The sequence below is a fragment of the Desulfolutivibrio sp. genome, from assembly GCF_036584575.1.
GTDB lineage: Bacteria > Desulfobacterota > Desulfovibrionia > Desulfovibrionales > Desulfovibrionaceae > Desulfolutivibrio.
Window position 1 is genome coordinate 1 of record NZ_JAZHDB010000179.1, and the last position, 14,676, is coordinate 14,676.

The following is a 14,676-nucleotide window of genomic DNA, read 5'->3' on the forward strand; positions in this document are numbered from 1 at the left end:
TTTTCATGATCATCGGGGAGATGTACTGGCAGATGAGGCTGGCGAACACCACGCCGATGAGGCTGACGGACACCAACGCCAGGGAAGACCCCAGGAATACGGTCCAGGGCTTTTTGGAGTCGGCCGCCAAAAGCACGCAGGCCAACTGCGTCTTGTCGCCCAGTTCCGCCACGAAAAGCGTGGCGAAGGTTGTCGCCAAAAGCTTCCAATCCATGATTCGCAATCCTTCAATCCGTATTCTGCGGGGAGCCCCCGCGCCCAGAAATCGAAACGCCGCCTGCCGCGTGCCTGAAAAGCGCGCGCGGCCGCGCCGCTAGCCAAGCCCCACGTCCAGGCCCATCATGACCGCGAAGCCGCCAAGAAAGGCCAGGGTGGCCAGATCGGCGTTGCCTCCGGCCTGGGATTCGGGGACCACCTCCTCAACCACCACAAAGATCATGGCCCCGGCGGCAAAGGCCAGGGCATAGGGCAGGATGGGGGTGGCGACCACCACCACCGAGGCCCCGATCACCGCAAAAACCGGCTCCACGATCCCGGACATCTGGCCGTACCAGAAACTTTTGAGGCGTGAAAAGCCTTCCCGGCGAAGCGGCGCGGAGACGGCCAGTCCCTCGGGGAAGTTTTGCAGGCCGATGCCCAGGGCCAGGGCCACGGCCCCGGCCAGGGAGGCCGAGGGGAACCCCGCCGCAGCGCCGCCGAAGGCCACGCCCACGGCCAATCCTTCCGGAATATTGTGCAGGGTGATGGCCAAGACCAGGAGCACGCTCCGCCGCCAGGTGGTGTGGATGCCCTCGGCCTTTTTGAGCGGCATGTTCAGGTGCAGGTGGGGCAGAATGAAATCCACCAAGCGCAAAAACAGGCCCCCGGTCAGAAAACCGATCACGGCCGGAACAAACGATCCCTCGGACATCTCGATGGCCGGGGCCAGTAGCGACCAGAAGCTGGCTGCGACCATCACGCCCCCGGCAAAGCCGAGCATGAGATCGAGCAAAAGCTTGTTCACGGTCTTGGTGAAAAAGACCAGGGCCGCGCCCAGCGCGGTCACCCCCCAGGTGAAACATCCGGCCAGGAGGGCCTGGACGGTGGGGTGCAGGGTTTCGAGACTGGCGAACATGGGGTTGCCGGGTGGGGTGAAAGGGTTTGCCGAGGGGCGGAGTATAGAGGCGCGGGCAAGGGGCGGTCAATGGCGGGGTGGAATATCCTTCCGGAGAAATCTGCGAGGCGGATTGCCGGTCATGTCGTTCCTGGATTGACTTGGTGAACATGGTTCATTATTTTTGCCCTCATGGGGACGTTGATACGGTTCGGCAAGGTCCGGGTGGCCGTCTTCGCCTGGGAACACGGGCGTATCCACGTCCACGTCATCGGCCCCGATTTTCGTTGCGCGTTGGATGCCGAAACCCTTGAAGTCCTGGCCGGGAGTGCGCCCCGGGATGTCCTGCGCGAGGTCCGCGCCTGGGCGGCGGAAAACTTCGACCGCATTGCGGCGGCCTGGGAGGAGCTCAACGGATGAGCGAGAACTATCCCCGCATCACCATGGTTGCGGCCCTGCCGGGCCTTGCCCTGCGCCTGGCGTTCTCCGGCGAAGGTGAACGCATCGTGAACCTTGCGGGGATGGCCGTTGGGAAATGGGCCGCGCTCGCCGAGTCGGACGTTTTCACCACGGCCTGTGTTGGCGAATACGGCGGCAGCGTGGAATGGCCGGGCATTTTGGAGGTCGGCGGCGACACCCTGTGGCGGCTGGCCGAGGAACAGGCCGGACGAGCCATGTCGCCTGCGGATTTCGCGGCCTGGCTCGACCGTCTGGGCATGTCGCTCACCACGGCGGCCAAGGAACTTGGCCTCACCCGCCGGGCCGTGGCCTATTACAAGTCCGGCGGGCGGACCATCCCCCGGGTGGTCATGCTGGCCTGCCGTGGGGTCGAACACGACAAATCCGCCCGATGACGGCCCGCCGTCGCCATCCGCCTATTCCCCAAGCCCCATGCCCGGGGCCATGAACCGGCCCGTGAGCTGCGTCTCGTAGCCGCCCAGGGCCGCCACCCGGGCCTTGAACTCGTCCGTGCCGATGACCGCCAGGACCGCCTGGATCTTCGGATCCTCCAGGTAGGCCCGGGGAATGATCAGGTCGTAGCGCTCCCGGGCCACGGGCAGAAAATCCAGCGACAGGGCCTTGGCCGCCGAATAGACCCCCATGCCGCAATCCGCCGCGCCGGTCTGCACGTTCACGGCCACGGCCATGTGCGTGAATTCCTCGTGGCCGTAGCCCGCCACCTGGCCGGGATCGACCCCTGCCTGGCGCAGGTGATGGTCAAAAAGAATCCGCGTCCCCGCGCCGCGCTGCCGGTTCACGAAGCGCACCCCTGGCTTGGCCAGATCGGCCACGCCCCGGATGCCCTTGGGATTGCCCGGGGCGATGATGAACCCCTGATGCCGCAGGGCCAGGTTCACGGCCACCAGATCCATGTCCGGCAGGTACTTGGCCAAAAACGGGAAATTGAAGTCGCCCGTCTCCGGATCGAACAGGTGCGATCCGGCCAGCAGGGCCGCGCCGGATTTGAGGGCCGTCAGGCCCCCCATGCTGCCCACATGGCTCGACGCCAGCCGTACCGGCTCGTCCCGGCGCATGAGCATGTCCGCCAGGATGTCCAGGGTGTTGTCGTGGCTGCCCACGGCCACCAGCGTCCGGTCCAGGTCATCCGTCTCCACCAGAAGCTCGGCCCGGACCATTCTCCCGGCCTCCACGCCCTCGGCGTCGGCCGGGATGCGGGTCACGGCCTGGGCCTTGGTCAGGGTGGTCATCATGCCCGCCCCGCGCCCAAGCGGCAGGCCGACATAGGTTTCCCCCACCCGGCCCACGGCCAGCCGCACGAATTCCACAAGCCCCAGCCGGGACGGCATGGCCCGGGCCAGCCGGGCCGAGATGGTCTGGCGGCATTTGGGGGCGGCGCGGCCCAGCCAGGCGCACACGGGGCTCAAAAGCTCCTCGAAACAGACCACGGCGCTGACCGGATAGCCCGGCGCGCCCACGGCCAGCTTGCCCCGACACACGCCCAGAATCGACGGTTTGCCCGGCATGGCCGACACCCCATGCACCAACACCTCGCCGAAGCGGGCGATGGTGGAGCGGGAAAAGTCCTTGCTCCCGGCCGACGACCCGGCCACCAGCACCACGGCGTGGACGTCCGAGGAGAGCGCCGTCTCGAAGGCCGCAGCCAGGGCCTCGGGGTCGTCGGGAACGGGCGGCAGGCGGCGGGCGGAAAATCCCAACGATTCGGCCAGGGCGCACAGCATCATCGAATTGCTCTCCACCACCTGCCCCGGCCCCGGCTCGGGGCGCAAGGTAAAGTCCATGATCTCGTCGCCGGTGGGGATGATGGCGATGCGCACCGTCTCGTAGACCGCGATGTCGTAGACCCCGCAGGACAAAAGCGCCCCCACGTCGTAGGGGGTGATGCGGCGATGGCGCGGCAGGATCATCTCCGTGGCCACGATGTCCTCGCCGATGCGGCGCACGTGCGACCAGGGCGCGGCCGGGGCCTCGATGGCGGCGGTGTCGCCGTCCATGACCACGTTTTCAATCATGATCACGGCGTCCATGCCGTCGGGCAGGCGGTTGCCGGTATTGACGAAACCGAAGTCGCGGCCGGGGGCCAGGCGCACGGGCGCGCCCTCGCGGGCGGCGAAGGTGGATTCGGCCCGCACGGCGATGCCGTCCATGGCTGCGCCGTGGAACGTGGGCGAAGAATAGCGGGCGATGACCGGTTCGGCGGTGACGCGGCCGGCGGCGTGCTGCACGGGGATGGTTTCGACGCCGACCAGGGACTGGCGGTCCAGGGCGTTTTTGACGCGCGTCACGGCGTCTTCCAGGGGGATCATCTTGAGGTAAATGTTGCGCTTCATTTGGTGTCCAGGAGTTCTATTCGTCTGTTTGTTTCAGGAGTTAGGTTGGTTCGCCGGGCTCGGGGTTTGCGACACAGTGCGGCGACAGCAACGCTCAGCAAGGCTTCGCGCAGCCGCCTGCCTGTGCGTAAACCCGTCGCCCGGCCCGGCCATTTCTCTCTCATGCGGACATCCGCGAAAGAAAAAAGAAACTTTGTTTGGTGAAAATACATTTCATGTATTTTTTGTTGGGTGCAAACCTGTCGCCCGGCCAGGACATTTCTCTCTCATGCGGGCATCCGCGAAAGAAAAAAGAATCTTTGTTTGGTAAAAAGACATTTCATGTCTTTTGGGTGGGGTGCAAACCCGTCGCCCGGTCGGGGCATTTCTCTCTCATGTGGACATCCTCGAAAGAAAAAAGAATCCTTGTTTGGTTAAAAGACATTTCATGTCTTTTTGGTGGGGCGTTAACCCGTCGCCCGGCCGGGAAATATGGTACAGCGTGGACGCCTGAAAAAGCGCCGCGTTCGATCCCTTTTTGTCTCATTCATCTTTTCCCCGCTGCCCCGTCAGGGGGACCGGGGGGAATGATTCCCCCCGGGCGGGGAGGGGCCGCTGGCCTCTCCCCGATCACTCTTCTCCCCACAGCTCGGTCAGCCCGTCGTAGGCATCCACCCGGCGGTCGCGCAGAAACGGCCAATGGCGGCGGGTCTGTTCCACCAGGGCGGGGTTTATGTCTGCGGTGAGGATGGTTTCGGCGCTGGTTTCGGCCTGGGCGAGGATGCGTCCCATGGGGTCGGCCACAAAGGACGATCCCCAGAATTCCAGGCTTCCGGCGTAGGCCTTGCCCGTGCCTTCGACGCCCACGCGGTTGACGGCGGCCACGTAGAGGCCGTTGGTGATGGCGTGGCTGCGTTGCACGGTCATCCAGGCATCGCGCTGGGTTTCCCCGAATTCGGCCTTTTCCGAGGGGTGCCAGCCGATGGCCGTGGGGTAGAAGATCATGATTGCGCCGAGAAGGGCCGTGGCCCGGGCGGCCTCGGGGAACCACTGGTCCCAGCAGATGAGCGCGCCGATTTTGCCGTGCGGGGTGGGGAAGGCCCGAAACCCCAGGTCGCCGGGCGTGAAGTAGAATTTTTCCTCAAAGCCCGGGTCGTGGGGAATATGCATTTTGCGATAGATGCCGGTCACCTCACCCTCGGGGCCGATGACGGCCAGGGTGTTGTGGTACAGCCCCGGGCCGCGGCGTTCGAAGAGCGGGGCGATGACGGTGACGTCGTTGTCCCGGGCGGCCTTGGCCATGGCCTGGGTGGTGGGACCGGGGATGGGCTCGGCCAGGTCGAAGGCGGCATGGTCCTGGGTGCGGCAGAAGTACGGCGTGGTGAAGAGTTCCGGCAGGCAGACCACATTGGCCCCGCAGGCTGCGGCCTCATGGATGAGGGTGGCGGCCTTGGCCAGGGAAGCGGCCTTGGTTTTGGCCGGGGCCATTTGGATGAGTCCGGCGGTGAAAGGCGCGGTCATGGGGTCTCCTTGCGAAGCGGGGCTATGCGGATGGATGGCAATATACGGTCATTTTCGGCATAGCTCAAGGCAGACACAAGGCGTCCGGGAGGGCCCGGGGCGGGGTCAGGGGAAGAGTCCGAAGAACTGCCCGGCGTCGCGCACGAAAAACGCGGCGAAGACGAAAAGGGCCAGTCCCAGAAGCCGCATGAGCAGGGCGTATCCCCGGCTGCCCAGGAAGGAGCGGAAGCGGCCGGTCACAAGCGCCGCGCAGACCTTGGCCCCCACCAGACACAGGTAGAAGCCGCTGAGGAACGCGGCAGCGGCGCCAAGGCCTCCCGGGGAGCGGGCTGCTGCCAGGGTGGCTGGCGCGCCCACGGTGGCCCAGAAAACATAGGGGTGGGGATTTAAAAAGTTGGCGATGACGCCTTTTTTGAGCGACCCGGGCGCAACGCGGATATCCGGCAGGGAGAGGGGCCGGGCGCGCAGGCATTCCCATCCGTAGAACGCCACCACGGCGGCCCCGGCCAGGGACAGCACGCCCAGGATGGCGGGGCGGTCCTGCACGAAGGACAGGGCCAAAAGGGATGCGGCGAGCATGGGGACGTCGGTGAGCAAGGGGGCCATGGCCACCTTGACGCCCTCGCGCGGCCCGTGGGCCAGGGTTTGGGCCATGACCAGGGTCAAAAGGGGGCCCGGGGAGAACCCGGCGCTGGCCCCGAGCGCCGCCCCGGCGGCGAAAAAGGCGGGAATATCGGTCATGGTCGGGCCTTCCCCCGGGTTTTTCTTTCTGATGGCGCCGTGTTAGCATCACCGACACGACTCGGTCACGACGCATCCATGGCCGCCGGGTACGCTTTCGGGCGGCGGCCTTGAGGTATCCGCAAACGCGTGCGGCATCAAGGCCGGATATTCGGATTTTGGCGGGCCTTTGGCGTCCGCAACAGGGAGGCGACATGACGGTGGAGATGGACGGCGGCGTCAGGCATCTTCTGGCTGCGGACATCGGCGGCACCAACAGCCGTTTCGGCCATTTCCTGTCGTATCCCGACGGGCGCATCGAACAGGCCCATAATCTTTGGCTGTCCACCCGCGAAGCGGTGTGTTTTGCGGATATGCTGGCGGCCCTGGGCGGGTCGGATTTCCCGTTGCGACCGGCCGACGCCGACGCGGCGGTCTTCGCCGTACCCGGCCCCATGTCCGGCCCGGTGGGCATTATGGGCACGGCCTCGGACAAAACCTGCACCTTCGCCAACATCCCCTGGAACATGGACCTGGACCGCGACGCCCCGCGCTTCGGGCTCAAAAACGCGGCCCTGGTCAACGATTTTGCAGCCCAGGCCCAGGCCTTTCGCACGCCGTTGGCGGACGAATGCCTGTCGATCCTGCCCGGCTACTTCAACCCGGGCAAGGTGCGCGGGGTCATGGGCGCGGGAACCGGGCTTGGCATGGCCGCCCTGGCGCCCCTGGCGGGCGGCGGGCATCAGGTGCTTTCGGCCGAGGGCGGCCATGCCTCACGCTATTTTCGCCGCGAGGAGCAGGACTATCTGCGGCTTGTGGCCGAGGTTACGGGCGAGTCCTATCCCCGGGGCGACGTTGTGCTCTCGGGGCTCGGGCTGTCCCTGGTCCACCGCTACCTGACCGGCCGCGACCTGTCTCCGGCCGAGGTGGCGGCGGAACTTGCCCCGGAGAGCGAAACCGTGGCCTGGTTTGCAGGCTTCTACGGCCGGGCGGCCAGGGATTATGCCCTGACGGTCCTGGCCGGGGGCGGGATGTACATAAGCGGCGGCGTGGCCGCCAAAAATCCCTTCCTGGTCACGCATCCGCGTTTTGCCCAGGAATTTGTCGATTCGCCCTCCATGGCCGGTTACCTGTCGGCGATTCCGGTGTCCCTGGCCCGGCGTCACGACATGGGGCTTTTCGGCGCGGCCCTGTGCGCCCATCTGCTCCTTGGCCGCACACCGCCTTCCTGATACCGGGAGGATCATGGCCAGACCCGCTAAAGGACGTCTGCTCTTCGCCGCCCGGGATCTTTTTCCGGCCGTGGGCGGGGCCAGCCTGAGCATGGTTCCCCTGTTGCGGGCCCTGGCCCGGGCCGGATACGACGTGACGTCGGTCAATGCGCAACGGCCGGACGGCCAGTCCCACACCGTGGACGGCGAGCCCTTTTCCGCCAGCGTCGTGCGGGATTTCACGGCCGAGGCCGCCGGGATCATGGACCGGATGCGCCCGGACCTGGTCATCACCCAGGGCTGGGGCGGCACGGAGGTGCTGGAGTGCGCCTTCGCCCGGAATCTGCGCACCTGCCTGTTTGTGGTGGATCTGATCGGCTACGCCCCGCAGGAGTGTTTCGAAGGCTGCCGCATCGACCATGCCGCCAACCTGAACGCCCTGAAGCGGGCCGACATGGTGGTGGCCAACAGCGTCTATATGAAACGGCGCCTGCGCGAACTCTCCGGCATCCGGGCCGAGGTGGTTTTTCCGATCATTGAGGAAAAGGACTACCAAGCGACATCCATCCCGAGCGCGTCGCCCCGGATGTTCGTCACCCTGGCCAGCGGGCTGGCCCACAAAGGGGTGGACATGTTTTTGGAGCAGGCCCCCCGACTGGGGCGTCCCTGCCTGATCTGCGGCCCCCTTGCGCCTGGCCGGGAAACGCGGTTGGCGGCCTGCCGCAACGTGCGGCATGTGGGGTACGCCTCGGACATGCGGCCCATCTATGCCCATACGGCCTGTCTGGTGGTGGCCTCACTGTTCGAAGAGACCTTTGGCCGGGTCATCGTGGAGGCCAACCTGAACGGCATTCCCGTGGCCGCGCTGGATCGGGGGGCCTGCCGGGAAACCCTGGGCCGGGGCGGCGTGCTGTTTTCCGCCCCGGAGGAGCTGCCCGGGGCCGTGCGCGAGGCCCTTGGCGTGCCCCCGAAAATCTGCCAGGACAACGCCCGGCGCTTCGCCAGCGCCCCCCAGATCGAAAAGGCCCTGGCGCTTGTCGCGGACATGCTGCTCAGGCCACAGCCCACACGGACCATCCCATGAACAAAGATTTTTTCCGCGTCGTCTCCCCGGCCCGGTTCCTGGAGCTTCTGGGCCATTTCCCGCCGCTTGCCGCCGAAACCGTGGAACTCGACGCCGCCCGGGGGAGGTTTCTGGCCCGGGACGTGGTGGCCGCCGAAGATCTGCCGCCGCGTTCCCGGGCGGCCATGGACGGCTACGCCGTGCGCGCCGCCGACGTCTTCGGGGCCGGTGAGGCCAACCCCGCCTACCTGGACTGCGCCATGGACGTGCCCATCGGCGTCATCCCGGACCACTCCCTGCCCCCGGGAACCTGCGCCCGCATCGTCACCGGCGGCATGCTCCCCGAGGGGGCCGACGCCGTGGTCATGGTCGAGCATACCCTGGACATGGGCGCTGGCGCCGTGGAATTTCGCAAGTTCGCAGCCCCGGGCGACCATGTCATGCACGCGGGCGACGACGCCCGGATTGGACAGGCGGCGCTTGCCGCCGGACGCCGGTTGCGCGCCCAGGAGATCGGCCTTCTGGCCGCCCTGGGGGTCACCCGGCCCGCCGTCGGCGGTCGGCCCCGGGTGGCCGTCTTGTCCACCGGGGACGAACTGACGTCCATCCATGTCACGCCGCCGCCGGGGGGCGTCCGCGACGTCAACACCCACACCCTGTGCGCCCTGCTCTGCGATTTCGGGGCTGAGCCCGTGGCCCTTGGGCTTGCGCCCGACGACCAGCAGGCCATCCATGCCGCCCTGGCCCGGGCCGTGGCCGATTGCGACGCCGTGCTCGTGTCCGGCGGCAGCTCCGTGGGGGCGCGCGACTTCACCCTGGCCGCCCTGGCCGCCCTGCCCGATTCGGAGATCCTGGCCCACGGCGTGGCCCTAAGCCCCGGCAAGCCCACCATCCTGGCCCGCGTGGGGCATAAACCCGTCATCGGTTTGCCCGGACAGGTCACCTCCGCCCAGGTGGTCATGACCCTTTTCGGCAGGCCCCTGATCGAACGCCTCATGGGCGACCCGCAGGCGCTGACCCGCAAACCCTTCACCTTCCCGGCCACGCTGGCCCGCAACCTGGCCTCGAAACCGGGCCGCGAAGACCATGTCCGGGTGCGCCTGGAATACGGCGACGGCGACATCCCCCTGGCCCATCCCGTGCTCGGGCGCTCGGGACTGCTCAAGACCCTCCTCGACGCCGACGGCCTGGTGGCCATCGACGCCGCCTGCGAAGGGCTGGAGGCAGGCAGCCGCGTGGCGGTGCGGCCATTGTGAGGAGCGTCGGGGAGGGGCCGCAGGCCTCTCCCCGAACCCCTCCCCGCCCGGGGGAATCATTCCCCCCGGACCCCCCGGACAGGCGGCGGGGAAACGAGGAATGAAACAAAAAGGGATCGAACGCGGCGCCTCTTCAGGCGTCCACGCTGCACCATATTTCCCGGCCGGGCGACGGGTTTGCGCCCCACCCAAAAGACATGAAATGTCTTTAAACCAAACAAAGATTCTTTTTTCTTACGCGGATGGCCGCATGAAAGGAAAATGCCCTGGCCGGGCGACGGGTTTGCGCACAGGCAGGCGGCTGCGCGAAGCCTTGCTGAGCGTTGCTGCCGCCGCACTGTGTCGCAAACCCCGAGCCCGGCCTGCCAACCATCCCAACCATCCCAACCACCCCAGTCACCGCCATGAAAAAAGTTTCCGCGCCGCCGCTGCATAAACGCCTGCCTGCCGAATTCGACCCGCAACGCGCGGTCTGGATGGGCTGGCCCCACAACCCAAACGACTGGCCGGGGAAATTCGCCGCCGTCAAATGGGCCTTTGTGGAGATGATCCGCCTCCTGTCCCGCTCCCAAACCGTGCGGCTCCTGGTCGTAAGCGACGGCCGCCGGGCCGAGGCCCGGCGCATGCTTACGGATTCGGGCGCGGACATGTCGCATGTCGAGTTCGTCCCGATGGACCTGGACCGCAACTGGACCCGGGACATCCTACCCTTTTTCGTGCGCTCGTCGCTCCCCCCGACCCCCCCGACTCCGTCGGCCTGTCCCGGCGTCCCGGACCAGTCGGACCAGTCGGACCAGCCAGCCGGGCCAGCCGGGCCAGTCGGGCCAGTCGGGTCGGTTCAGCCGGGTGGGGCATGCACGCCGCCAACACCCGCGCCCCTCACCGCCGTGCGCTTCGCCTTCAACGGCTGGGGCAAATATCCCAATCACCGCAAGGATCTCGCCGCCGCCCCCCTGGTGGCCGGACACCTGGGGCTTTCCATGGAGGAACCGGCCGTCGCGGGGCGCCATGTGGTGCTGGAGGGCGGGGCCGTGGACGGCAACGGCCGGGGCGACCTATTGGCCACCGAGGAATGCCTCCTGGACCAGACGACCCAGGTGCGCAATCCCGGCCTGGGGCGTGCGGACTATGAAGCGGTCTTTGCCGCGCATCTTGGCGTGAAAAACGCCATTTGGCTGGGCCGGGGCGTCGCCGGGGACGACACCCACGGCCATGTGGACGATTTTTGCCGTTTCGTGGGGCCGGACACGGTGGTCTTGTGCCGCGAGGGCGACCCATGCGACGTCAACCACCGCGTCCTGGCCGAGAATCGGGAACGGCTGGCCGGGGCGCGCCTGGCCTGCGGGGCGCATCTGACGGTGATCGATCTGCCCATGCCCGCCCCCCTGGCCTACAAGGGGGTGCGGCTCCCGGCCAGCTACGCCAATTTCTACATCGGCAACCACGTGGTGCTGGTCCCCACCTTCAACGATCCCCGCGACCGCAAGGCCCTGTCGATTGTGGCCGACTGCTTTCCGGGCCGGGCGGTGCACGGCGTCCACGCCGTGGAGCTGGCCTGGGGGTTCGGCGCGGTGCACTGCCTGACCCACGAGGAGCCCACGGGGGAGGAGTGAGCGGGGACGTCCCGGGCAGGCGATGTGGCCGGGGACCGCCGGAACGGGGGCGGAGGAAGGCCGTCTGCGGCGTCCTCGAACATGGCGGCGGGAAAGGCGAAACCAACGCCTTTGAAGGATGAGGATTTGTATCCTCAGGGGCGAGACGAGGGGGCCAGGACGCCTTTTTTCGCGGGAGGCGTGGCGGCGAAGGCCTCGTCCATGGCCTCGCCAAGGGCCGCGCCGGTGTACAGGTCGCGCAGCACGACAGGGGCCGAGGCCCCCGCCCCGGCCGGGAAAAGCGCGGTCAGGGGGATGGAGCGGCTGCCCAGGGCGGCCAGCAGGGCCATGGCCTCGGGGGACTGGCTGGTCAGGTCGGCGTGCATAAGCGTCAGGCCGTATTTTTCCACCAGCGGCCCCAGGGTGTTCGGGACCAGCACCGTGCGCTCCAAAAGCTTGCAGGTGGGGCACCAGTCGGCGGTGAAGGTCACCAGCAGGTTCTCCCGGCCGTGCCGGGCCGCGAATTCGGCCGGGGTCCAGGCCACCCAGGCCAGACGCGGCGGCTCCCGGTCGGCGGCGGCGAAGGTCGTGGCCGCGACCACCAGGAGCACCGCCGCCCCGCGCACCACGAACCGGTGCAGCCCGGACTGGGACAGGTTGGTGAACCGTCCCCAGACCCAGGCGGCCAGGGCCGTGGCCCACAGGGCCAAAAGCGCGGGCACGAGCTTGTCCGTGGGCAGGATGGTCAGGAAGTAGATGCAGGAACCGGCCAGCAAGAATCCCATCCCCTGTTCCAGCGACACCATCCAGTTCCCGGGCCGGGGCATGAACCGGGCCAGTTGCGGCCAGATGGCGAACAGGATGTAGGGCAGGGCCATGCCCAGCCCCAGGCAGGTGAACACGGCCATGACCGTGGCCAGGGGTTGCAGAAGCGTCCAGGCCAAAACCCCGCCCAGAAACGGGCCGCTGCACGGCGTGGCCAGAAGCGTGGCCAACACGCCGGTCAGAAACGCGCCGGTACGGGAGTCGCCCGTGGCCTTCCCCGGCATCTTCAGGTCGATCACCGGCAGATGGAACACCCCGAAAAGGCTCATGGTCAGGGCGAAAAGGACCACGGTCAGGCTCAGGGTCAGGGTGGTGGACTGAAAGATCTGCCCCCAGGCCATCCCGGCCAGCCACAGAAACAGGCTCAGGGCCAGAAAGTAGACCATGATCCCCAGGGCGAAAAAGAGGTTGTGTTCGCGCAGGATGCGGTGCCGGGCCGTGGCGTTTTCGTGGCCGCACACAGCCAGAAGGCTGCTCAATTTCAGGCTCACCACGGGCAGCACGCAGGGCATGAAGTTGAGGATGAACCCGGCCAGAAAGGCCAGCAGGGCCGCCTTCAAAAGCCCGGCCACCTCCAGGGAGGGGGTGTGCGAGCGCGGGGTCAGGGCCGGGGTTGCAACGGACGTTCCGGCCGCATCCGGGGCTGTATTTGGGACTGCCGCCGGGGCGTCCGGGGCCGTCTCCGGCGGGGCCATGGCCGCGACCTTGGCCGTGGCGGCCTTGGCGGCGTCGAACTCCGGCCACCAGGGCTGGGTTTCGGCCGGAGGCGGAGGCGTCGCCGCGTCCAGGGGCAGATCCACGGGCAGGGCGACGGGCCAGCAGCTCGTGGCGGAACATAAAAACAGGTTCAGGGTTCCGGCCAGGCGCGATCCCTTTGCGGCCTCCGGCGGCAGGGCCACGAAGACCCGGGTGGGGGCGTCGTGGATGTTGGCGGTCTTTTCCGGCTCGAAGAGGTCGGGCTTTTGCCTGCCCTCGGGAAAAGAGACCGGCAGCGGGGCGCCCTCGGGCAGAAGGCGCAGGGAGGCCGAGGCGGGCTGGCCGGTGTCGCCGGGCATGTGGCTGTAGGCGTGCCAGCCCGGGGCCGGGGTGAACAGCAAAACGGCCAGCCGTCCCCCGTCCGGGCCGGGAGGCAGGGTGAAAAGCGAGGTTTCCAGCACCACGGGGACGGCCTTGGGCGCGGCGCTTTGTCCCGGCGGCAGGAGAGAGGCCGCCCCCGGGGCGGCCGGGGCGGTCTGGGCCATGGCCCCTGCGCCAAGCATGGCCAGGATGCAGGGGATCAGCAGGCAGGAGAGGAGGCGGAGCGGATGTCGTGTCACGGTGCGGTCGGCCTTCACGAAGCGCGGAACGTGCAGCCCGGCGGCCGCAGGTTGGGTCATGCGCCCGGGGCGGGTGCGCTTCGAGGTGACATGTCGGTCCCCGGGGCTATTCGAAGCAGAATTCCAGCGTGAAGTCCCCGAACTCCGTGGAGAAGGGGATGGCGATGACCGCACCGCTGGAGACATGGCTGATGGTGTGGTTGTCGCCGAAGATCACCGTGGGGGTCGAGGATTGCAGGTTCAGGCCAAGTTGGCTCAATCCCGCCCGGGCCTGTCCGGAGATCATGTTGGTCACCTCGCCCACCGCATCCTTGGCGTCCTGGATGATGTCCACAATGTCGTCGCCGAGCATGTTCTTGACGATGGCGATGGCGCACTTTTTGGAAAAGCTCAGGGAGATGCTGCCGTGCTTGTCGCCGGTCACGCCGACCACGGCCGAGACGTCGCCGGTGGCGGAACTGCCCTTTTTGACATAGGGCTTGCCTGCGGAGGGGTCGAGCTGGGCCATCATGGACAGGACATGCTTTGTGGCATCGACAAAAGGTTTGGCGACTTCGGCGTCGGTGGGCTTCATGGATGGTCCTTTCGGTGGTGGCGTTTGTCGCAAAACCCCGGATGCAGAGGGCGCCGAAGGGGCGACATGCATGCTCCTACACCAAAACGGCGCCGCCTGTCATCTCCCGGAGGCCCATGCCGGGGGGCGGGAGCCCCGGCATGGGCCGCTTGCCATTTCGTTGCGAATTGGGTAATGGCCATAAAAACCTGGATCGATACAAACGAAATGAAACAGCACTTCCGCGCACGGCCGACGCTCCCGGGACACACCCGTCTCAGGGGGCGTTTTTCTTTGTCGTCCGGTGGTTCCGGCCAGACCTGCGGGTCGGGGAACTGACCGGGATGTCCATGCACTCCTCCCAGGCCAGGGCCGATTCCGGCCGCACCCGGGGAGGCCCCGCCTCGTCCACCGACTGGGTGGCCCTGGAACAGCAGCTATGCCGCACCAAGACCATTTTGCAGGAGATCCTGGATCACCTGCAAGGGGTGTTGCGCAATCTTCGCGCCGCCCGGGCCGGATATAAAAACTATTCCCGCAGCGGGGCGCGGCCGGAGAAACCCGGTCCCAAGAGCGGTTTTCGGTCCACACGGACCACCACGGCCGGATTCGGGGCGCGTTCCCAGGATTCCAAAACCGCGCGACCCCGGCCAGGGCACACCCGTTTCGAGCGGGCCGCCCCCGGGCGCATTCGACAATGGAGTCGGAAACCCGCGTGGTCACGGTATTTGTGACCA

The 14,676-nt window shown here is 67.2% G+C and carries 14 protein-coding genes; 7 read left to right on the forward strand and 7 right to left on the reverse strand.

Annotation, left to right across the window (positions count from 1 at the left end; genetic code table 11):
• Positions 1-214 (reverse strand): TMEM165/GDT1 family protein (locus V3572_RS13155; protein WP_332111471.1); only part of this gene is annotated, 214 nt, incomplete at its 3' end.
• Positions 215-313: 99 nt separating this feature from the next.
• Complete coding sequence (locus V3572_RS13160) at positions 314-1,114, reverse strand: ZIP family metal transporter (RefSeq protein ID WP_332111472.1); 801 nt, start codon at positions 1,112-1,114, stop codon at positions 314-316.
• 171 nt (positions 1,115-1,285) lie between these two features.
• Here V3572_RS13160 and V3572_RS13165 point away from each other — a divergent pair, with 171 nt between their 5' ends.
• Both V3572_RS13165 and V3572_RS13170 read left to right on the forward strand, forming a co-directional pair.
• Positions 1,286-1,513 (forward strand): DUF4160 domain-containing protein, encoded by a 228-nt coding sequence (locus V3572_RS13165; protein ID WP_332111473.1) that lies wholly within the window; start codon positions 1,286-1,288, stop codon positions 1,511-1,513.
• Positions 1,510-1,947 carry a hypothetical protein gene (locus tag V3572_RS13170; protein ID WP_332111474.1) on the forward strand — a complete coding sequence of 146 codons (438 nt, stop codon included), beginning with the start codon at positions 1,510-1,512 and terminating at the stop codon, positions 1,945-1,947. Before V3572_RS13165 ends, V3572_RS13170 begins: the two co-directional genes overlap by 4 nt.
• Before the next feature lie 21 nt (positions 1,948-1,968).
• Here V3572_RS13170 and V3572_RS13175 read toward each other — a convergent pair whose 3' ends face one another.
• The 3 genes from V3572_RS13175 to V3572_RS13185 all read right to left on the reverse strand — a co-directional run bounded on the left by V3572_RS13175 (position 1,969) and on the right by V3572_RS13185 (position 6,144).
• Positions 1,969-3,903 carry a molybdopterin biosynthesis protein gene (locus tag V3572_RS13175; protein ID WP_332111475.1) on the reverse strand — a complete coding sequence of 645 codons (1,935 nt, stop codon included), beginning with the start codon at positions 3,901-3,903 and terminating at the stop codon, positions 1,969-1,971.
• Positions 3,904-4,512: 609 nt separating this feature from the next.
• On the reverse strand, positions 4,513-5,403 hold the full coding sequence (locus V3572_RS13180; protein ID WP_332111476.1) for a carbon-nitrogen hydrolase: 891 nt from the start codon (positions 5,401-5,403) through the stop codon (positions 4,513-4,515).
• A gap of 105 nt (positions 5,404-5,508) precedes the next feature.
• Positions 5,509-6,144, reverse strand: coding sequence for a LysE family transporter (locus tag V3572_RS13185; RefSeq protein WP_332111477.1), 636 nt, complete (start codon positions 6,142-6,144; stop codon positions 5,509-5,511).
• Between the two features lie 194 nt (positions 6,145-6,338).
• On the opposite strand from V3572_RS13185, the gene V3572_RS13190 reads away from it, so the two are divergent.
• The 4 genes from V3572_RS13190 to V3572_RS13205 all read left to right on the forward strand — a co-directional run bounded on the left by V3572_RS13190 (position 6,339) and on the right by V3572_RS13205 (position 11,266).
• Positions 6,339-7,355, forward strand: a complete 1,017-nt coding sequence (locus tag V3572_RS13190) for a glucokinase (protein ID WP_332111478.1) — start codon at positions 6,339-6,341, stop codon at positions 7,353-7,355.
• A 13-nt stretch (positions 7,356-7,368) separates the two neighbouring features.
• Entirely contained in the window at positions 7,369-8,418 is a 1,050-nt protein-coding gene (locus tag V3572_RS13195) for a glycosyltransferase family 4 protein (protein ID WP_332111479.1), read from the forward strand.
• Positions 8,415-9,653 carry a molybdopterin molybdotransferase MoeA gene (locus tag V3572_RS13200; protein ID WP_332111480.1) on the forward strand — a complete coding sequence of 413 codons (1,239 nt, stop codon included), beginning with the start codon at positions 8,415-8,417 and terminating at the stop codon, positions 9,651-9,653. The genes V3572_RS13195 and V3572_RS13200 overlap by 4 nt, the downstream gene beginning before the upstream one ends.
• Positions 9,654-10,057: 404 nt before the next feature.
• The gene (locus V3572_RS13205; RefSeq protein ID WP_332111481.1) at positions 10,058-11,266 is read left to right on the forward strand and encodes an agmatine deiminase family protein; all 1,209 of its coding nucleotides are present in this window, start codon (positions 10,058-10,060) and stop codon (positions 11,264-11,266) included.
• Positions 11,267-11,400: 134 nt separating this feature from the next.
• Here the strand turns inward: V3572_RS13205 and V3572_RS13210 are convergent, their stop codons facing one another.
• The gene (locus V3572_RS13210) at positions 11,401-13,446 is read right to left on the reverse strand and encodes a protein-disulfide reductase DsbD family protein (protein WP_332111482.1); all 2,046 of its coding nucleotides are present in this window, start codon (positions 13,444-13,446) and stop codon (positions 11,401-11,403) included.
• Positions 13,447-13,492: 46 nt separating this feature from the next.
• Positions 13,493-13,960 (reverse strand): chemotaxis protein CheX, encoded by a 468-nt coding sequence (locus V3572_RS13215; RefSeq protein ID WP_332111483.1) that lies wholly within the window; start codon positions 13,958-13,960, stop codon positions 13,493-13,495.
• 323 nt (positions 13,961-14,283) lie between these two features.
• Here V3572_RS13215 and V3572_RS13220 point away from each other — a divergent pair, with 323 nt between their 5' ends.
• Positions 14,284-14,673, forward strand: a complete 390-nt coding sequence (locus tag V3572_RS13220; RefSeq protein WP_332111484.1) for a hypothetical protein — start codon at positions 14,284-14,286, stop codon at positions 14,671-14,673.
• The last annotated feature ends 3 nt before the right edge of the window (positions 14,674-14,676 follow it).